This is a genomic window from Romboutsia sp. Marseille-P6047 (genome assembly GCF_900604535.1).
GTDB lineage: Bacteria > Bacillota > Clostridia > Peptostreptococcales > Peptostreptococcaceae > Romboutsia_E.
The window spans coordinates 100843-122168 of record NZ_UWOT01000008.1; the positions used below are offsets into that span (position 1 = coordinate 100843).

Below are 21326 nucleotides of genomic sequence, written 5' to 3' on the forward strand. Positions count from 1 at the left end.
AAACATTAAAGTTAACCTCCTTATAGAACTTAACTTTTATATTTTTAATTAAATATTTTTAATAAATTATCTAATTGTGATTTTAAATATAATAAATCTACTCCATCTCTTTTACACATAGAGTACATCTTTTCTGGAACTTCAATTATATCTTCTTTTAATAATTTTCCTTTTTCCGTTAGCTCTACTGTAACTACTCTATCATCTTCTTTATTTCTATATTTAGTTACTAGTTCCATAGCTTCTAGTTTTTTTACTACTGGAGTAAGTGTACCGGAATCAAGATGCAGCCTTTTTCCTAATTCTTTAAAAATAATCTTTTCTTCTTCCCACATTACTAGCATTGCTATATATTGTGTATATGTTAGATTATATTTATCTAATAAAGGTTTGTATAGCTTTATTACTTCTCTTGATAAAGCATATAGTGAGAAGCATAATTGATTTTCCAACTTTATTTTATCATATTTATCCATATATACATCTCCAATATCATTTTTTAAAATTTAATTTAATTAAATTAAATTTATTATATATAGTATTAATATAACTGTCAACTCTAATATATAATTCACTCATAAAATAAATACGATAATAATTAATCATATACATTTTATGAGCGAATTTTCACTATCATATCTATTTAGAATACTTATATTCTAAATATTTTACTAATAAAAATTCATTTATTATAAAAAATTGTGAGGCAGAAAATATTTGTAAATTATCTTCTAGTCTTATAACTTCATGAGTGTAAAATTGTATATTAATATCACTTATCTTTGATAATGTATTATTACCACTCTCAGTGATAGAAATAATTTTCACCCCCTTATTATTTAAATCTTTTGCAAACTTATTTACAGTATTATTTTCACCTGATAGAGATATTAAAAATATCATATCATCTTCTGTAATATAGTTAGTTATTGTCTCTACTTCATCATTACCCTCTACAATATTAACTAACTTACCAATAGACAAAAGATTTCTTTTTAACTCTCTTACTGCATTACTTTGTATCTCGCATGTTCCATATGCATAAATATTTTTACAACTATCTAGTAAGTAACATATGTCTGAGAAATCTCTTTGTATTAATAGATCAATAGTTTTATTTATATCATCAGATATACTTATAATTTCACCTTTATCAAATGTGCATTTTTTATTATTTTCTAATTTCAAATAAAATTTTAGTTCGCTATATCCATTTAATCCTATCTTTTGAGCAAATCTTAAAATAGTAGTATGAGAAACATTACAGTTAGATGCTAACTCTTGTATAGACATACTTTCACATTTGCTTTTATTATTTAATATATAATTCCATATATGTTTATCATTTTCATTTAATTTCTTATAGTTATCATAAATTAGAGTCTCTAATCTTATGTCCATAATTTATGCCCCTTTTTCATTTTTATATTCAATATATTTTAAAAATAAGATTTCAATTAGTATAAAATAGGATGTTACCGAGTCATAGCTTAATTCATTTATTGTTCCTGGTAATGTAACAGATGATATGTACAGATTATAATCGCTCATCTGAGATAATGTATTTTCTTTTAACTTTGTAATCGAAAGTATTGGAATATTTCTAATATTTAACTTTGATGCAAAATCAATGATAAATTTATTTTCACCTGATACAGATATAATAATAAATAAATCTTCACTATTTGCAATATTTAAAGATATTTCTGATTCTCTATACCCACTTAGATCGTAAAGTATTTTTCCACTTGTCATAAATATTCGCTTAAGCTCTTTTTTAATTGATGATTGAACCATTCCAACTCCATATACATAAATATTTCTAGCTGCGTCAAATTTTTTAAAAAACTCAGTACAATCCTTTTCTTTTATACTTTTAATTACATCATAGTAAGTATTACATACCATTTCAGTTGTATTTGTATTTTCCTTTGTATCTTGATTTTCCAATTTTAAGTATAATTTTAATTCACTATACCCTTTTAAAGATATTTTTTGAGCAAATCTAAGAATAGTTGTTCTTGATACATTACATTTATATGCTAATTGATCAATAGCAAGCTTTTCACATTCTTTTTTATGATTAGATATATAATCCCAAATATAAAAATCATTTTCATTTAATCGATGATAATACTTATTGATTAACTCTTGTAATTTCATACATTTAATCTCTTCTTTCATATATTTTCCCTAATAAATTTACCCTATAAGTAAAATTATATATTACCTATTAACGTTTTTCTAGATAAATAAAATGTACTACATTAAAACTTTTATTTTGAATCATTTTAATTCAATTTGATTCAACTGTATTTTTATTGTTTTTTTTGTCGAATTATGTTATTATTTGCATCTAAGAAGTTATTTTATACAATCTTCTTATTAATTTTCATATAAATTTTATAAAAATATTAAGGTAAAGAAGGTATTCATTATGGAAAACACAAAAAAGAAAAATTCATTTTTCTATGGCTGGTTAATAGTCGTTGGTTGTATACTGATTCAAGCAGTACCATATTCATTGGCAGCTAATATTCAACCTGCTTTTACAAATTATGTAACTTCAGGAGAAGGTTTTACCTATACTCAATTTTCACTAATATTCACAATTGGAACTGTAGTTTCAGCACTATGTTCTCCTTTCATAGGAAAATTGTATTCTAATCCTAAAATTAATATAAAACTATTATATGCTTTAGGAGTAATTTTAGTAGGTGGAGCATTTTCAGCTATGTCTTTGGCTGGAGGTAACATATTTGCTTACTATGCATTATCTATATTCGTTCAAATCGGATCTGCTATAATATCTGCTATAGGTGTTCCAACACTTATAAATAGTTGGTTTACAGAAAATAAAGGTATCGCAATGGGTCTTGCATTCTCTGGTGGTGGACTAGGTAATATGGTTCTTCAGCAATTTGCAGGTAAATGGTTATCTAACCCGCAAATTGGTTACAAAGGTGCTTATTTAAGATTTGGTTTATTAGCTATAATAGTAGCATTACCTGTAGCATTATTTATAATGAGATTCCCAAAATCAAAAGCTGAGTTAGAAATGAATAAGTCAAAGAAATCTAAAAATGATTCAAATTCAAAGCAAAATTCTAACTGGGGATATACTTTTGCAGAAGTTAGTAAGATTAAATATTTCTGGATATTCGCAACATCGTTTATATTTGTTGGTTTATATGTTGGTGGAATGGCTCTACAATTCATACCATATTTGCAATCATTAGAACAAAAACAAATATTTACACTTGGATCAGCTTTAGTTGCTTCTTTATTCGGACTATTCTCAATATTCGGTAATTTATGTGGAGGTTTCTTATTTGATAAACTTGGAATAATTAAATCTCTTGTATTAGCAGGATTATTGGTTATATGTTGTGGTCTATGTTTAATATTTGTGGGACAAATAAATGCACTTGGATTTGTATTTTCAGTTTGTTTAGGAATATCTATGTTCTCATATATAATAGGACCTTCTTATATGACTGGTGCTTTATTTGGTAATAAAGAATTTGGTACTATATTAGGTATTGTACAAATATTCTTTGCAGCTGGATTTGGAACTGGTTCTACATTATTTGGGTTAATAGTTGATAAGTCTGGATTTACAAGCGCTTGGATATCAACAGTAATATATGCAATAATAGCATATTCAGGATTACTATATTCTACAAGTTCAATAATAAAAATGAACAAAGAAAACAATGTATTTGAAACTAAAAAAATATCTTAAATTAACAGAGCTAGCTTCATTTATAGTTAGAAGCTAGCTCTTTATATATTTTATTCATATTTTACTAATAAACTTGTTCCACATTCTACAGATTGATTTATATTACGTTCAGATATTGTATGTCCATTTGGCTCAACAATAACCATCATTGTAACATCTGGAATATTTTTTTCTTTTAATAACTTTCTATCTACTTTTACTAAAGTGTCCCCTACTTTTACTTTATCTCCTACCTTGCAAAAAGTTTCAAATCCTTCACCTTTTAAGTTTACAGTATCAAGTCCTATGTGAATTAATATTTCTACTCCATCTTCATTCTTTATCCCAACTGCATGTTTTGTATCTGAAACTAATGTAACTTCACCATCACAAGGAGATACAACTGTATTTGATGTAGGCTCTATTGCAATACCATCTCCTAATAATTTATTAGAAAACATTTCATCATTTACTTGAGATAAATCTATGCTTTTACCATCCATTATAGAGTAAAAACCTTTTGTTTTTACATTCTTATTCTTATTTTTGCTAAATAGTTTAAGCATATACTTCACACTCTTTTTTTAATTCATTTGGCTTTTTTAATTCTGGCCAATACTCTTTATTTGCTTCTATTAAATCATCTAATATAAGCTTAGCCACTCTTGCACTTGGAACTGTTTTTGATAGTGTTATAGCTTGCCATAACTTGTTATAATCACCTTCTATCCAAGCTTCAACTGTAAGTTTTTCTACACTTACTTGTTGTTCCATTAATCCTTTTTGGAACTGTGGAATAGCCCCTTGGCATATTTTTTCATATCCATTTCTACCAACTATACAAGGTATTTCTACCATTGCTGTTCTATCAAAGTTTTCTATTGCTCCTTCATTAGGAACTATAAGAAGGAATCTTTCATTTGTATTTTCTGCAAGGGCACAAGCTAAGTCTACTATATAAGTTGCATGTGCATCGGCTTCAAATCCTTCAACACCTTTACTTGTTCCTTTTTCGATTATTTCATTACATATTCCAAATACATGTTTTTCTCTTCCATCCATTACTTCATTTGCTCTTGTATATTCTGGATTAGAATGTTCAACAACATAATCTGGATATAAGTAATATTTTAAATAAGTATTTGGTATTGTGGTTGGATCTACTGCATAAACATCTTTTACTTTTGTAAAAGTTTCTCTCCAGCTATCATCAACATGTTGGTTAGTATCTGATAGTGCATCTGCAAATCCATTTTCTGCTACGTGTTTCTTTATTTGTGGCATTAAGTCATTTCCATTTTTGTCATATATTTTTGACCACCATCCAAAATGATTTAATCCATAGTAAGATACTTGCATTTCTTTTCTTGATTTTAACCCACACATATTAGCCATTTTTTCTTCTAAATCTATTGGCATATCACATATATTTAATATTTTTGAATTTGGTCTTAATCTTCTTGTTGCTTCTGCTACTATTGCTGCTGGATTTGAGTAGTTTAACATCCATGCATTTGGAGAATATTGTTCCATGTAGTCAAGTATTTCTATAACTCCTCCTATTGAACGCATTCCATAAGCTATTCCTCCTGGTCCACAAGTTTCTTGACCTACAACGCCATATTTTAGTGGTATCTTTTCATCCTTTTCACGCATTGCATATTTTCCAACTCTTATATGTGCTAATACAAAGTCTATATCAGTAAATGCTTCCTCTGGTTTTGTTGTATATGAGAATTCCACTTCTGGTGCATTTTCTTTTAAATATATTTCACAAGCCTTCGCTACTGTTTCTTGTCTATCTGCATCATTGTCATAAAACTTTATTGATCTAATTGGAAATCTATCCATATTTTCTAATAACATTAATACTATACCTGGTGTAAAAGTACTTCCCCCACCTGCTACTACAACTGAATATTTTTTATTTTCCATCTCTATTCCTCCCAAATTTTTATTATTTTATTTATCTTATGAGTACATAGTATACTTAAAAAAAACTTATATCAATACGTTTTCCTTTATTAGGGATATTGTTAATTTAATTGTTTTTTATAACATTTTCTGTGACTTTTCACAGGTTTGTTTATAACAAAGTAATAAAAAAAACATGGCAATAAATATATTACCATGCTCTTTCGATTTTTATATTTACATATTAATTCTTATCGTAGCAAATAAACATATACAAGCTAATCCAATAACAACTAAGCTACCTGAAATAGTCATTAGAAATTTATCTTTTAACTTTTCTTTAAAGCTCTCCTTAATAGTCACATTGTATGTTTTAAGGGTTTTATATAAAATAACTCCAAATAAAATTACATATAACACATTCTGTAATAATATCTCTGCAACTATAAACATAACTATATTTGTAATTGCATACGATGTATCACTTGACTCAATCTTCTTTTGTATAAATATTAATAAGTATGCTATAAATGGATTTATCATAGATACTAAAAATAGTATTGTAAGCTTAGGATTTTGTTGTATCGCTTGTTGCATAGCAACTCCCATTCTCGCAGATTCCATAGATAAATACATTAATGCCATAAATGGTGTTAGTGTAAGTAATATCTTTGCTATGTTATAATACTTACTCAATGAATTTATTTTATTATTTTTACTAGTTATTGCATTAACTTGACTCATTGTATCTCCTACTTTCTAAATTAACCTATTAGTTTGTAACTTTATTGTTTGCTAATAAATTCTCAAAATCATCTCTCACTTTTGCTACCTTAAGTCCTACTATAACTTGATAAGACTTACCATTTGCCGAACATCCATGAGTTCCTATTGATTTAAAATATACATCATCCTTACATAATTTTTCATCTTTTACATTAACTCTTAGGCGAGTAGCACAGTTTGTTACATCAACAATATTTTCTGCTCCCCCTAAACCTTCTAATATGCCTTTTACAAGAGCTAACTTTTCATCAACTACACCACCATTTTGTCTTTCTCTATATTCAGCTTTAGTATGGAATGTAACTTCTTCATCATCTTCTCTACCTGGTGTTTTAACATCAAATTTTTCTATTAAGAATTTAAATACTACAAACCATATTCCTGTAAATACTAAACCTATACCTAGCATTAATAAGTATTGCTTCCAGTGTGCACTCATTAATGGTATCCAGTTTAAAGATGCCATTTCTATTACTCCTCCAGAGTGTATACCTACGATTCCAGCAAGATACATAACTGTTGAAAGAGTTGCCGCAAGGAAAGCATGAACTATGAATAACCATGGTGCTATAAATAAGAATGTAAATTCTATTGGCTCTGTAACTCCGCAGAATATAGCAGTTAAAGTTATCGGTACTAATAATCCAAGCGTTTTCTTTTTCTTTTCAGGTTTTGCAGTTACATAAAATGCTAATGCTGCACCTGCACATCCAAATATTTTTGAAAAACCAGTTGAAGTAAATCCAGCTTCAGGAACTAATGATTTTAAAGAAGCTGTTGATGATGCAAGTTCTGGCAATTTAGTAGCCCAGTAAGCATAAAGACCTCCTGGTACTAATACATTGTCATAGAAAAATGGTGAGTATAAGATATGATGTAAACCAAATGGTATTAGTGCACGTTCTAAGAAGACAAATACCCAAACACCAAATGCTCCAGCTCCCTTAACAAATCCTTGGAATGCTAGCATTCCCATTTGTATTTTGGGCCATACAAGTGCTGCAATTAAAGCAACTGGAATAAGTACGAAGAAACCTATCATAAAAACAAATGTTGATCCACTGAATGTTCCTAACCATTCAGGTAATTCTGTATCAAAGAAACGGTTATGTAAATAAATAACTATACCAGATATAATTAATGCTCCTATCATACCCATATCTAATGTTTTGATATTAGCTATCATAGTAAGCCCACTAGTTCCTCCTACTTCTGCTGCAAAATCAACACCAAACACATTTCCCCATTGAGAAAGTATAGTGCTTAAGAAGTAATGGAATGTTAAATAAAGTACAAGTGCTTCCATACAACATCTTGCATTTTGTTTCTTTGCCATACCTATTGGAAGACCTACAACGAATAGTAGTGGTAATTGATTGAATACTGTCCATCCCCCTTGAAGTATTACATTCCAGCATTGATACCACATACTAGTTGGAGCTGCTAATGATCCCATGATTGCTTCTGTTGTAAATAAAGTACCTACCCCTATTACTATACCTGCAAAGGCAAATAATAATACAGGAGTAAACATGGCTCCCCCAAATTTTTGAATTTTTTGCATCATACGCTATCCCTTCCCTTCTGTATATATTTTATACTTAATTTATTTGTTTTTCTATTAAAATATTATCAAACAAGATTTCTATCAGCAATACGTTTTCCCAACTAAGGGCATTCGTATTAACTTATTTGAAATTTAACATTTTCTGTGATTTTTCACAAATAAAAATACACCCATTTAAATGAGTGTATTTTTATTTGTTTTATATATTAAAACTTCAATTCCAGTTTTGATAATTTGAATAAATACAGTTACTTCTAACATGAAACCTATATAATAATAAGCTCTTAATGTTTCAGTAGAATTTATTAGTGTAAACCCTGCATAAATAGCGAAAAGTATAACCATAAAAATATTCATACTTAATGCATATTTACTCATTTGTAACTTTCTTTTAATATATAATGCTAAAATCAATACTACTAATATAGCAAATATAGCGATAGTAATATATTGTAATTTCATTATTGGATATTTATTTTCTAGTAAATTATTTTTATATACTATATATCTTAGCATCCCCATTTTTTTATGAGTAAAATAATTCACTAAGTAAGCACCTACTAATAACAAAATTTGTAAGACTGTAGCTATTATATTAAATATCTTATTTGATTTTTTCATTTTTATTTTGCTGCCTTATCTGTTGATAATTCACCTACTGTTGTATAAACAACACTATCACTACTTGGATCTCCTACTTGTACTGGAAGGTCATCATTCATTTGCCACTGATACCATCCACCATCGTAAACAGTCATATCTCTTAATCCTGCATCATAACATATTAACCAAGGAACTGTAGCTCTCCATCCAGTTCCACAATAGAATGAAAGTTCATTATCTAAATTAAAATCACAATCTGACCATAATTCCTTCATTTGATCGAACGTTATATATGTGCCATCTTCATTAGTATAATCCTCCATAGTATATGCAGTACTTCCACCACGTCCCCATACAGCACCTTTAGGTTCTCCTGCTCTATCTATGTAGTTATATCCACTTGTTTCTCCTATAAACTCTGCTTCACTTCTTATACTTACTAAACGGAAGTTAGAGTCATTATTTAACTTATCTTGAGCATCTTCTATAGACATCCAGTATTCAGGATGTGCAGGAACAGTTGTCCCAAAATCGGTTGCAGCTACTGCTTTTTCTATAGTCGTATCTGTTTCATAACCAGCTTCTGTCCATGCATTTAGCCCTCCATTAAGAACCTTTACATTTTCAACACCTGCCCAAAGATATGCATAAGCAACCCTTGCTGTTCCCGAAACATCAGCTCCATATAGTATAACTGTCTTATCTTTTGTTATTCCTAAATCTAACATTCCTTGTTCAACTACTTTAGCATCAGATAAATTCCAATATGGCTCACATTCCACACTCGCTATATCAACATGAATTGCTCCAGGTATATGTCCTTTTGTATAATCTGTGCTATCTTTGTATGTCCCCCATGAAGCTTCTAAGATGACATAGTTATCTGACTCCGGCTGGTTTCCATCAATTACACTTTGTACCCATTCTGGAGTTACAAATACTTTTTCTTTATCTACTTGTTCTGATTGAACGTTTGATTCTTTTTTCGATGACTCTGTTTTATTAGCACTGCATCCTACTAATACTGTCGATAGCATTGTAGTACAAAGTACTAAACTCAATAATTTCTTTTTCATAATTTCACCTCTTATTTTTCTAAATTAGTATTTTACTACACTTTTTATCTACATTCAAATAGTTTTTATCTACATTCAAATAGTTTTTATCTATAATATAAACCTTGCTTATTTGACTTATCTATATATAACAATTATATCTGATTTGCTATATTTTCTCATACTTTCTGACTTTTAATACATACAAGCTAACATTCTAAATATAATATAAAATAAAAGACATGCTAAGTTCCAATTAGCACGTCTTTTCTCTAAGCAATATTTATAAAATTGGAGCTTGGTTATTCATTGAATATCCATCACTTCTAACATCATTCATATCAAATATATCATCTTTTACTTCAACCTTACTTAATTTCTTAACTATCCCATAAGGCTGAGCTAAAGAAAGTTTATCTCCTCTGCCTGAAATAACCCATAATATCTTGTATCCTCTTGGTATAACTTCTAATCTAGTTTCTCCTTTTCCATCAGTGAAATATACTAATAAATTAATCTTATTCCTATTAGCATAATCAAAAACTGGACTAAATTTAGTTCCACCTCTTATACTAGGTCTATCTTTTATGTCTTTAATATTCTTAACCTTATAAGTCCGCCTTATTTCATTATCACATTCTATAATAGTTATCTCATGATTGTAGTTTTTTACTATATTAAGTACTTCTTTTATAGCTTGCTTAAATTCTTCATCGCTAATACTTCCGCTAGTATCAATTGCTACTGCAACTTCGGCTTTATGACTTCTAAGCTGGCCTCTTAAATCTAATCTACTTGGTTGCCTTCTATTCCTTCTTGTTATAGTTTTCTTCTTATTACTTTCAACAGTTCCCATTAATTTTTTTAAGTATAAATTCCAAGGAAGCTCTCCTTTACTGCTTTTTAATGATGATATCATATCACTAATATATGATGGAACCGTACTTTTTAAAGAATTATCTATAAATTTTTCTGTAAATTCCCTAACAGTTTTAGAATCTATTTCATCAGATTCTTCCCATATATCGTGAGTGTTCTCCGGTCTAAATTCACTCTCTACATTATCATTTAAATCGGCATCATTTTCTTCTCCATCTTTATCAGATTCTTGTAAATCTAACTCAATTTGAATCTTTTCTACATAATACTCAAAAGTTTCATATGGCTCTAAGTTCATAGAATAATGTGTATTTACCCACTCTAATGTAGTAGCATATGGCGGCAAATAGTCTAAATATTTATTTACTATTATATCCATCGCCATATTGATTGCCAATGTTGAGCATCTACCTTTTAGTTCTTTTGCTCTTATTAAATGTAATGATAGTACATGAAGAATTTCATGTTTAATAGTACTTTCCATCTGTCTCATGTTAAGATTCAGAAATATTAACGGATTAAAGTATATTACATATTTAGCTCCCTTGAAGTTAACTGCACTTGGACTACTTATATCGAACTTTATATCTCTACCCATTTGAAATAAGAAGTAGCCATAAAAGTTATCTTTATCTTCCATAAGACTTAAACTCACTTTATCTACAATAGTAAAGAATTCCTCTTTAAAATCTTTAGGTATGTCTATTTCAAAATTTACATTTCCTGAGTTTAACTTTAATTCAGTTGCTTTATTAACTATTTCAATAGCTTTATCATAAAGACTTCTTGTTTGTTTTTCAAAATAACTTTCCATGATAATATTAACCTCTTATTAAGCTGTAAGCATTAAAATACAAGTCTACAAATTCTTCATTTTCTATAACTATTTTATAAATTTTTTCATAACTATTTTTTAAATCTTTCATTATACCTACCATTAAATCAACTGGATATATTTTTATAAATTCTACAAATCTATTTATATCATTATTACTATAGTTTTCATTTTCTATATTTGATTCTAATATTTTTAATATATTTACCGCAGTTAAATAAAGTCTTGTATGACTTTCTAATTTTATTTTTTCTATTATAGATTCTTCAAGAATTTCTCCAGAAAATACATCTTCATAAGATATAAGTGGTAAACAGTCTGATTCTATAAAACTTATAAATTCTTCTGCTATAATCTTACCTACATTTCCCTTTATAACATTTAAAAATACTGCTCTAGATATTATTTCTTTATTTTCTTTGTACATTTTGTAAGTTTTAGAAACTCTTTCATAACTTCTTGGTGTAGCTCGTACATCATCTTCATTTATTTTATGAAGATACTCTGGGAATGTAGAAATAAACTCTATAACTTTTTGTTCTATTCCTGCATCTATTGCCCAGCTTAGCCATTGTGAATGATCTGGTTCCATGTTAAGCCATACAAATCTATTTTCTTGTGCCGCATCCATATCAACTACTTGATAATCAAAATCTGAACCATATTTACTTGATGGATTCATTGCAGCTAGTATTTTTACATCATCATGTAACTTGTATCCATTTATTTCTCTGTTTAAAATTAGATTCATAAGTTCTTGTTGTACAGTATGCTCACAACGATTTATTTCATCTATAAATAAAAGTACACTTTTACCCTTTAATATCTCTTTATCTATCTCTCTTAACTTATGATGAACTGCATATATAGTAGTTTTTTTATTGTCTCCATAACTTTCTACAGTTGGTAGCCCCCCTATTTCACCTTCTTTAAGTAAGTTTCCATCAACTACAACTAAGCTCCAATTATTTTCTTTAGCGAGTCTTTTTGCTAGAGCTGTTTTTCCGATTCCACTTTCTCCAACTACTAAAGGTACTTCTCCAGTAGATAATACTAAGTCAACGCTTCTTAATGTGTCTATAAAATTCATTTTATCTTTTCTCCTATATCATCTTTAGTTTTTCATCTACAGCTATTTTTTTTGCTTTCTTACTTCCGTACTTATAAATAAACATTATTTTGTCCATTTGGATTTTATCACTATTTCTATCTATAGTACTACATTTTAAGAAATCTCTAACATACTTTTCTTCTACATCTTCTTTTGATAGTATTTCTATCAATATTTTTTCTATATCTTCTTTTGATATCTCACTTGGTATCCTATTTTCAATATATTTAATTATTAATATATTTACTCTTAAAAATTTTAATATCTTTTCCTTATCTAAATCAACCATAAAACTAATTGCTGCCTCATTACTTTTTATAGCTACAATTTGCGCCTTAAGACTTGGTGATTTTATATATCTTAATGCATCATAGCTTATTTTTACAGCTTCTTCCTGAACACTTTCATAAGGATTTTGTATATGCTTTATTGAATCATAATTTTTTCTTACTGCTAGCAACTGTAGTTCCTCACTTGGATTTTTTGCATACTGAATTGCCCAACCAGCTTTATCAATTGCTAATTTAATCACTTTATCTGTTGGTTTTTTTATATATTCTAATATACTCCATCCATCATTTATAGCTTTTATCATCATTTCTTCACTTGGATTATCTATAAATTTAATTGCTCTTGCATTATTTTCTATTGCTATAACCTTCATTTCCTCACTTGGATTTTGTATATATCTTAATAGTAGACCATCTAATTTTATGGCTAATAATTTCATTTCTTCGCTTGGATTATTTATATTTTTTATAATAGAAGGATTCCTCTTTATCATTTCAATAGCTCTTGATTCGTCCATAATATACCTCCCCTATCTATTATTCTATATTAAAGTTTATAATTATTAATATTATATTAATATACTTTTTTAATGATTTTAAACAGAATAATTATTCCAAAATTATAAATTTATATAATTTAACTTTATACTTAATTCTAATAAAAAAACGATGAAAAATTATTTCATCGTTTTTAGCTTTATACTATTTTCTTATAAATCCAGACTATATACTTTTTTATCTTAGTAATTATAGTGATATGATTTATTCATTTGTTAACTTTACCTTTATATTTTGTATTTTTAATATTATTAATAATATTCCACTTAAAAATAAAAATAAGTAAAAACTAATTCCACGACTAATTAACATAGCTTCACTTAATACTCTTATTGGGAAGAGTAATTTAAATAACATTAAAAATCCACTTTCACTTACTCCTACTGCTCCAGGAAGGGGAAGTGCACATACAGCTATAAATAAAACAGCTTGAACTCCTACAAAGGTAAATATTGAATATCCACTAAAACCAAAAGATCTATATACCCAGTATGGAATACTGTGAATTGCAAAGATTTGTATACATGTAGTCAAAAATGTTTTTAAAATAATCGTTTTATTTCTAGTAATATATAAAGAACATTCTTCATATTCGTTAATTATAGAATATACCTTATCCCTTATTTTCTTTACCTTATTATATCCTAGTGATTCAATTAATTTAATTACGAAATCAAAAACCTTTCTTATCGCAGAATATGAAAATATTGCTGATAATAAAAACAGCAGTGCTATAATATTTAATATTAATCCTAAAACAAGAAGGTACTTAATTGAGCCAATACTTCTTAATAATAAAGACTGTTGTGTAAAAAATCCAATTAATGAAAACATTATAGTAACTACCTGAAAAAATATTAGCTCAATTAAAAGTACTAACGTTGCATGTGAGATTTTTATATCATCTTTACACATTTGATAAGCTTGCATTGGCTGTCCACCAGATGCTGATGGTGTAATCGAGCTAAAAAAGAATCCATTTACTGAGTAATTTATACATCTAAATATACTTGGATTATATCCTAAAGCTATAAGATTTCTTTTTGTATTACTTGCTTCACAAAAAATATATACACACATACATACTATTGCTGGAATTATATAAAAAATATTTATCTGTGAAATCGTCTTAATTACTTTATTTATATCTAGGCTTTTAAAAATAAAATAAAATGTAATAGCTATTAATATTAAAAATAATCCTCCATTTTTTAATATTTTATAAAATAAATTTTTGTTATTTTTCATATTTTATTCTCCAAATAATTTTATATACAACATATAAAATCTTACACTATTTAAACTTATTTATAATTCTCTTGTACTTTCTATATATAAAATTATCTTTTTTATGCATATAATATTCACTCTTTAATAATCTCATATGATATGCATAAATTGCATACTCACCTAATTTATCAACTAATTTGTTATTTACATAAGCCCCAACAAAAGCGCCAATCCCTGGTACTAATTGAAGTAACTTTGCTATATCAATATAATCTCTATATTCTTGTTGAAAGCTTCTCCAATCAAACTCATTAATATCACTAGATAAATCATCTTTAAAATCATCAAAGCACTCCATATTATTAAATATAAAATTTACATGAGATTTACTAGAAAAAGCAAGTTGGAATATATTAAGTATATATAACCTCTCTCTATAATCATTAGTATCAAATCCATATATGCTGGCAATTTCATAAAGAAGTTTTATCTTTATACTTAAAAGTAGTGGAAAATCACAAAAACCTACAAGTATCCCTCCTGCTCCTGTTCCTGCTCCCTCTATCATAGCAGCATTTTTATAAAACTTTATTTTTTCATAAACTAAATTATCTCTTTCTTCTAATAATATATTTTTTATAGGTTTTTTAGTTATATACTTAGAACCAAGTAAAACTACCTTTGTCATATTTTTTATAGCAATAGTTACTATTTCATGATATTTTTTAGGAAGCATTGAGTTTAATTTATTTTGAGTTCCTTTTGATGCCTTATCTATTATAGATGGTTTTTTTCTTATTTTCTTTTTCCATTTTTCTAATTCTTTTAATTTTATATAATCGTACGTTTCCATTTTATCACCTATTTATATTTAATACTATTTCAATTATATATATATGCTATTATAACATCTCACGTATATTAATTTTTATATTATAAACTACTTTATATATAAATTTAATGAATTAATATAATTTATTAAATAAAAAAGACATAACATGATGTCTCAATGTAATTATATTTACAATGAAAACATCATACTATGTCTTTTATTATTTTATTGATTAAATGGATTATTATAATTTTCCTACTAAGTCTAAGCTTGGTACTAATGTTTCAGCTCCTGGAATCCATTTAGCTGGGCAAACTTGATCTCCATGTTCTGCCACGAATTGTGCAGCTTGAACTTTTCTTAATAATTCTTCTGCATTTCTTCCTATCCCTAAGTCATGAACTTCGTAAGCTTTTATTTCTCCTTCTGGATTTATTATGAATGTTCCTCTTAAAGCCATTCCATCTTCTTCTATCATAACATCGAAATCTCTAGTTAACTTTCCAGTTGGATCCGCTAACATTGGATATTGTATTTTTCCTATTGTTTCAGATGCATCTGCCCATGCTTTATGTACAAAGTGGCTATCTGTTGATACTGAATAAACTTCGCATCCTATTTCTTTGAATTTTTCATAGTTATCAGCTAAATCTCCTAATTCAGTTGGGCAAACAAATGTAAAGTCTGCTGGATAGAATACAAATACTGACCAATGACCTTTTACATCTTCAAGTGTTACTTCTCTAAATTCCCCATTTTGATATGCTTGAACTTTAAACTCAGATACTTTTTTGTTTATTAATGACATAATTTTTTCTCCTTTATATTTAAATTATTATTTTATTTGTGTTTTTAAAATCAGTAATGATTATGATTTTCATTATCTTAATCTTATATATTCCCTACTTTTTAGTCTTTAAACATATTTTTAAAATTTTTTATTAATTTATTAAATCTAATATTTCCTTTGCTTTTTTAACACCAAAATGAACTTTATCGTCATTTACAATTATTGCTGGCACACTCATTATTCTATATTTCTTCTTAATATCTTCAAATAATGATAACTCTATCATTTCAGCTTCTATATTTTTATTTTCCATAGCAAGTCTTTGTGATGCTACAACTACATCCGGACATAATGTACAAGACAGAGAAACTACTACTTTTATATTAGTCTTTTTATCAAATGACCTTATCTCTTTTAATAAGTTGTCATCTATTGCTTGACCTGGACCTGCTAAATTATATATAGCTAATATAAATGAATTTAATTCATGTCCTCCAGGAACACCATGGAACTTAACTCCACTATATTTTTTATCTTTATCTAATAAAGCTACAACTGGTAGCTTATCTGCATTTATCATTTCTTCCATTTTTAGATTTTCATTCTTTTTATAAATTTCTATATTTAATTTTTCTCCTAAAGATGCCATATCTAAAATCAAATCCATAAATTCAATTGATTTATCAATACTTTCATCTACTATTGATACTAAGGTAACCTCTTTTTCCATCATTGATAGTATTGATTTAATTTGATTTCTAAGACCGTCATTTAAAAGATTACTTTTTCTATTTTTATCATTTATGTCTATAAAATCAGTTTTTACTTCTTTTTTAATAATTTCCTCATTAGTATGTTGTTGTTGAATTATCTCTTCTTCATCTTCTATTCCTAATTTATATTTTTGATTATCTACATACTTTTCAGCATTAGTTGCTGCTATTGCCCCGTCAGCTACTGCTGTTACTACCTGTCTTAGTAACTTTGGGCGTAAATCTCCTGCTGCATATACACCAGATATATTAGTTTCCATATTTTCGTTAGTTATTACATATCCTTGTTCATCTAATTTAACTTTCCCTTTGATAAGCTCTGTTTGTGGTTTATATCCAATAAACACAAATACACCAAAAGTTCCATCTTCTTCACTTACTTTATAATCAAGCCTTTCACCCGTTTGATTATTTTTAAACTTAGCAAATTGTAGGACTCCCTCTCCTCCGACCTCTTCTACTTCAGTATTGAATAATACTTCTATCTTTGGATGAGATTTAACTTTATCTGCTATAGTTTTTGCACAACTAAATTCACTTTTTCTTACTACTACTCTTACTTTTTTAGCAAACTTAGTTAAAAATATTGCTTCTTCCGCTGCAGCATATCCTCCACCTATTACAAAGACATCTAAGTCTTTGAAGAATTCACCATCACAAGTTGCACAATATGCGACTCCTCTTCCTGTAAATGCTTCTTCTCCTTTAAATCCTAATTTCTTTGGAGATGCACCTGTTGCAAATATCACTGCTCTTGCTTGTATTTCTTCATTTTTAGTTTTAATTATTTTTACTTCTTCATCTAAATATAAGTCTATAACTTCATCTTCTTTAAACTTAACATTAAAATCTAAAGCTTGTTTTCTTAAAGTTTCCATATAACTTGACCCTGTAGTTTGTAAAATTCCTGGGTAGTTTACCATTTCATGTGTAGTTTTTATCTGTCCACCTACATTTTCTTTTTCTATAATTAATGTCTTAAGCTTTGCTCTTCCTGCATAGATTCCAGCAGATACTCCCGCTGGTCCTCCACCAACTATTATTAAATCATATATCATTAACTCTTCTCCTATTATAAAATTTTAATTTAAATTTTATAAAGTAGTAATGATTACTACTTTCATTCTTAATATTTATATGCCCTATATAATCTCACTTAAACATTTTTAATTTAAAATTTTTATTATAGGGTATTATAAATATATCTATATATTTTTATCAATGAAAATAAAATTTGATTGACAAACTAAATTAAAAAATATAAAGTATTCGATAATAGTAATCATTACTAAATATAAACTAATAGGAGAATTGACATGAAGAATTTAGATAATAAAGTTGCTCTAGTAACTTCTGCTACTAGAGGTATCGGACTTGCTACAGCTTTAAAACTAGCTAAAAATGGAGCTACAGTTTATATGGGGGTTAGAAGATTAGAAGTTACACAAGAAATATGTGATAAATATGCAAAAGAAGGTTTAGTTATGAAGCCAGTATATTTTAATGCATTTGAAGTAGATAGCTATAAAACTATGGTAGATGAAGTTATAAATGATGCAGGTAAAATAGATATACTTGTAAATAATTATGGTACTGGAAGCCCTAATGAAGATTTTGATTTATTAAATACTGATGAAAAATCTTTCTTTAGATTATTAGAATTAAATATTGGTAGTGTCTTTAGAATTTCAAAGTTAGTAATACCACATATGTTAGATAATAAGGGTGGAAGTATAGTAAATATATCTTCTATCGGAGGGACTGTTCCTGATATATCAAGAATCGGTTATGGTGTTGCTAAGTCTGGAGTTAATAATATAACTCAACAAATAGCTATGCAATATGCTAAAAATAACATTAGATGTAATGCAGTACTTCCTGGAATGACGGAAACTGATGCAGTAAAAAATGCTATGAGCAAAGAATTCCAAAAATCATTCTTATCTCATGTTCCTTTAAATAGGATGGGTACACCTGAAGATATAGCTAACGCAGTTGCTTTCTTTGCTTCTGATGAATCTTCTTACATAACTGGTTCTATTCTTGAAGTTTCTGGTGGATATCACTTGGGAACTCCTCAATATGCAGACTTCGTTGGTCGTAATGTTGTAGAAGACAAATAGGAACTATTTATAGTATCATGGGTTATCTATTAATATTTTAGGGTAATAATACTAATTATTATTATATAATAATATTGTATAAGCGGAGGTATAAAATGAAATTTTCAAAACAAAGAGAAATTATACTTAACGAAGTAATGAATAGTCATCTTCATCCTACTGCTGATAATATTTATACTAGTTTAAAAAAAGATAACCCTGAATTAAGTTTAGGCACAGTGTATAGAAATTTATCTCAGTTAACAAAAAAGGGAATTATCTCTAAGTTGAGTATTACTGGTCAATCTGATAGATTTGATAAAAATATAAAACCTCATGCACATTTAATTTGTGAAAAGTGCAATAATATTTTTGATGTTGAGTCAGATAATATATACAAATTCATTAATGATTTGTCTTATGAAAAAGACATAACTATTTCAAACTATAATTTAGTTTTAAATGGTGTCTGCAGTCATTGCAAAGAAAAAGATAGTTAATATAATAAAAGTGATGTAGTTTATTATTTACTACATCACTTTTATTATAAATTATTAAAATATGGAATTTAGAAGAAGTTTTGTATACTCATGCTTAGGCCTATTAATAATTTTAGTTGAGCTTCCCTCTTCAACTATTTTTCCATCCTTCATAACAATTACTCTATCACAAAAACTGCTTACAAGTGCTAAGTCATGAGTTATAAATACATATGAAATGTTAAATTCATTTTTCATATGTATTAAAAGTTCTATAACTTGAGCTTGAACCGATACATCTAGAGCACTTGTTACCTCATCACATATTAGTACCTTAGGGTGAGATGATAAAGCTCTAGCTATAGCTGCTCTTTGGCACTGGCCTCCACTTAACTCATGAGGATATCTATTTTTCATTTCAATAGGCAATCCTACCATTCTCAACAAATTATCAACTGTGGCTTCCTTATCTTCTTTAGTTAAAGAGCAAAGGCTACAAACATATTCTTCAATAGATTTACCAATAGTTATCTTTGGATTGAAGGATCCTATTGCATCTTGAAACACCATTTGTATATCTTTATATATATATCTTAACTGTTTTCCTTTTATATTAGAAATACACTTGTCATTTAAAATAACTTCTCCAGAATCTGATTTTTCTAAGTTCATAATAATCTTAGCTAATGTACTTTTTCCACATCCACTTTCTCCAACAACACCTAAACATTCCCCTTCTTTAAGTTGAAAGCTTATATTATCTGCTGCAATATGATCATGGTCCTTTTTCTTGTATTTTTTATTTATATTTTTACATTCCAATATGACTTTACTCATTTTGTTTATGCTCCATTTCTTCTACATAAGTACATGCTATAAATCTTTCACTACCAATATGTTTTAACTTTTGTTCTTTAAATCTGCATCCTATACTAGCTTTTTTACAACGAGGTGCAAATCTACATCCATCTAAACTTTCCTTAAATGATGGAGGATTTCCCTCTATACCAACAGGAACACGTCCATCTAATTTAGGAATTGCGTTTATTAAGGCCTTAGTATAAGGATGCTTTGGATTTTTTAATATATATTCTTTATCTCCATATTCTATAATACTACCAGCATACATAACTGCAACCTTATCAACCATATGAGATACTACCCCCATACTATGGGTTACAATTATTATACTTGTATTAAAACCATCTCTTAACTTCATCATCTCTTTTACTACTTGAGCTTGAACTGTAACATCTAGAGCACTAGTAGGTTCATCTGCTACTAAAAGCTCTGGTTCCATTATCATAGCAAGTGCCATAGCTACTCTTTGTTTCATACCACCACTTAACTCAAAAGGATAACTATGTAATATACACTCTGCATCCTTTAAATTAACTTTTTCTAGCATTATTTTAGCTTTATTTAGCGCTTCTTTTTTGCTTATCTTACTATGACTTTTAAGTACTTCTACAAACTGATTGCCAATTTTTCTTATAGGATTTAAAGTTGAGCCTGGATTTTGAAAAATTACTCCTATTTCATTTCCTTTTAAGTTTCTAAGTTCTCTTGAAGACATATTTAAAAGGCTTTTATCTTTAAAATAAATATCTCCATTTGTTATATATTCACTGTTTTCCATCATTTGAATTAGAGCTCTAATTAACGTACTTTTCCCACTTCCACTTTCTCCTACTATACCTAATATCTCACCTTTTTTTATGCTTAATGAAATATCCCTTAATATTTCTACTTCAGCGTTGTTTACATATAGATTTTCAACTTTTAATATAGTATTCAT

General features: G+C 27.9%; 21 protein-coding genes. 3 read left to right on the forward strand and 18 right to left on the reverse strand.

Annotated features, from left to right (window positions below; translation table 11 throughout):
* Nucleotides 1-44: 44 nt before the first annotated feature.
* From EIH23_RS09955 to EIH23_RS09965, 3 genes are all read right to left on the reverse strand, one after another.
* Entirely contained in the window at nucleotides 45-476 is a 432-nt protein-coding gene (locus tag EIH23_RS09955) for a MarR family winged helix-turn-helix transcriptional regulator (RefSeq protein ID WP_122640139.1), read from the reverse strand.
* 163 nt (nucleotides 477-639) lie between these two features.
* On the reverse strand, nucleotides 640-1401 hold the full coding sequence (locus EIH23_RS09960; protein ID WP_243113382.1) for a MurR/RpiR family transcriptional regulator: 762 nt from the start codon (nucleotides 1399-1401) through the stop codon (nucleotides 640-642).
* A gap of 3 nt (nucleotides 1402-1404) precedes the next feature.
* Complete coding sequence (locus tag EIH23_RS09965) at nucleotides 1405-2184, reverse strand: MurR/RpiR family transcriptional regulator (RefSeq protein WP_243113383.1); 780 nt, start codon at nucleotides 2182-2184, stop codon at nucleotides 1405-1407.
* A 253-nt stretch (nucleotides 2185-2437) separates the two neighbouring features.
* On the opposite strand from EIH23_RS09965, the gene EIH23_RS09970 reads away from it, so the two are divergent.
* The gene (locus EIH23_RS09970; RefSeq protein WP_122640140.1) at nucleotides 2438-3745 is read left to right on the forward strand and encodes a conjugated bile salt MFS transporter; all 1308 of its coding nucleotides are present in this window, start codon (nucleotides 2438-2440) and stop codon (nucleotides 3743-3745) included.
* 50 nt (nucleotides 3746-3795) lie between these two features.
* Here EIH23_RS09970 and EIH23_RS09975 read toward each other — a convergent pair whose 3' ends face one another.
* From EIH23_RS09975 to trxB, 13 genes are all read right to left on the reverse strand, one after another.
* The gene (locus EIH23_RS09975; protein WP_122640141.1) at nucleotides 3796-4290 is read right to left on the reverse strand and encodes a PTS sugar transporter subunit IIA; all 495 of its coding nucleotides are present in this window, start codon (nucleotides 4288-4290) and stop codon (nucleotides 3796-3798) included.
* Nucleotides 4283-5659, reverse strand: coding sequence for a 6-phospho-alpha-glucosidase (locus EIH23_RS09980; RefSeq protein WP_122640142.1), 1377 nt, complete (start codon nucleotides 5657-5659; stop codon nucleotides 4283-4285). Before EIH23_RS09980 ends, EIH23_RS09975 begins: the two co-directional genes overlap by 8 nt.
* A 216-nt stretch (nucleotides 5660-5875) precedes the next feature.
* A complete protein-coding gene (locus tag EIH23_RS09985) occupies nucleotides 5876-6382 on the reverse strand; it encodes a hypothetical protein (RefSeq protein ID WP_122640143.1) in 507 nt (168 codons plus the stop codon).
* A 28-nt stretch (nucleotides 6383-6410) separates the two neighbouring features.
* Nucleotides 6411-7991: an alpha-glucoside-specific PTS transporter subunit IIBC gene (locus tag EIH23_RS09990; protein ID WP_122640144.1), complete on the reverse strand. Its 1581-nt coding sequence runs from the start codon at nucleotides 7989-7991 to the stop codon at nucleotides 6411-6413.
* Between the two features lie 174 nt (nucleotides 7992-8165).
* Nucleotides 8166-8612 (reverse strand): hypothetical protein, encoded by a 447-nt coding sequence (locus EIH23_RS09995; RefSeq protein ID WP_122640145.1) that lies wholly within the window; start codon nucleotides 8610-8612, stop codon nucleotides 8166-8168.
* A 2-nt stretch (nucleotides 8613-8614) separates the two neighbouring features.
* The gene (locus EIH23_RS10000) at nucleotides 8615-9670 is read right to left on the reverse strand and encodes a sulfurtransferase (RefSeq protein WP_122640146.1); all 1056 of its coding nucleotides are present in this window, start codon (nucleotides 9668-9670) and stop codon (nucleotides 8615-8617) included.
* A 262-nt stretch (nucleotides 9671-9932) separates the two neighbouring features.
* A complete protein-coding gene (locus EIH23_RS10005; RefSeq protein ID WP_122640147.1) occupies nucleotides 9933-11342 on the reverse strand; it encodes a vWA domain-containing protein in 1410 nt (469 codons plus the stop codon).
* A 7-nt stretch (nucleotides 11343-11349) separates the two neighbouring features.
* Nucleotides 11350-12453, reverse strand: a complete 1104-nt coding sequence (locus EIH23_RS10010) for an ATP-binding protein (protein ID WP_122640148.1) — start codon at nucleotides 12451-12453, stop codon at nucleotides 11350-11352.
* A gap of 13 nt (nucleotides 12454-12466) precedes the next feature.
* Nucleotides 12467-13282, reverse strand: coding sequence for a hypothetical protein (locus EIH23_RS10015; RefSeq protein WP_122640149.1), 816 nt, complete (start codon nucleotides 13280-13282; stop codon nucleotides 12467-12469).
* Nucleotides 13283-13526: 244 nt separating this feature from the next.
* On the reverse strand, nucleotides 13527-14570 hold the full coding sequence (locus EIH23_RS10020; protein WP_122640150.1) for a lysylphosphatidylglycerol synthase transmembrane domain-containing protein: 1044 nt from the start codon (nucleotides 14568-14570) through the stop codon (nucleotides 13527-13529).
* Nucleotides 14571-14616: 46 nt separating this feature from the next.
* Nucleotides 14617-15405 (reverse strand): EcsC family protein, encoded by a 789-nt coding sequence (locus EIH23_RS10025; RefSeq protein ID WP_122640151.1) that lies wholly within the window; start codon nucleotides 15403-15405, stop codon nucleotides 14617-14619.
* Nucleotides 15406-15628: 223 nt separating this feature from the next.
* On the reverse strand, nucleotides 15629-16192 hold the full coding sequence (gene ahpC, locus EIH23_RS10030) for an alkyl hydroperoxide reductase subunit C (protein WP_122640152.1): 564 nt from the start codon (nucleotides 16190-16192) through the stop codon (nucleotides 15629-15631).
* A 133-nt stretch (nucleotides 16193-16325) separates the two neighbouring features.
* Nucleotides 16326-18005: a thioredoxin-disulfide reductase gene (gene trxB, locus EIH23_RS10035; protein ID WP_122640153.1), complete on the reverse strand. Its 1680-nt coding sequence runs from the start codon at nucleotides 18003-18005 to the stop codon at nucleotides 16326-16328.
* Nucleotides 18006-18263: 258 nt separating this feature from the next.
* Between trxB and hdhA the strand changes: the two genes are divergently transcribed.
* Together hdhA and EIH23_RS10045 are read left to right on the forward strand one after the other, a co-directional pair.
* Nucleotides 18264-19070 (forward strand): 7alpha-hydroxysteroid dehydrogenase, encoded by an 807-nt coding sequence (gene hdhA / locus EIH23_RS10040; RefSeq protein ID WP_122640154.1) that lies wholly within the window; start codon nucleotides 18264-18266, stop codon nucleotides 19068-19070.
* A 95-nt stretch (nucleotides 19071-19165) separates the two neighbouring features.
* The gene (locus EIH23_RS10045; RefSeq protein ID WP_122640155.1) at nucleotides 19166-19549 is read left to right on the forward strand and encodes a Fur family transcriptional regulator; all 384 of its coding nucleotides are present in this window, start codon (nucleotides 19166-19168) and stop codon (nucleotides 19547-19549) included.
* A gap of 54 nt (nucleotides 19550-19603) precedes the next feature.
* On the opposite strand, the gene EIH23_RS10050 is transcribed toward EIH23_RS10045, so the two are convergent.
* Both EIH23_RS10050 and EIH23_RS10055 read right to left on the reverse strand, forming a co-directional pair.
* A complete protein-coding gene (locus tag EIH23_RS10050) occupies nucleotides 19604-20365 on the reverse strand; it encodes an ABC transporter ATP-binding protein (protein ID WP_122640156.1) in 762 nt (253 codons plus the stop codon).
* Nucleotides 20358-21326, reverse strand: coding sequence for an ABC transporter ATP-binding protein (locus tag EIH23_RS10055; protein WP_122640157.1), 969 nt, complete (start codon nucleotides 21324-21326; stop codon nucleotides 20358-20360). Before EIH23_RS10055 ends, EIH23_RS10050 begins: the two co-directional genes overlap by 8 nt.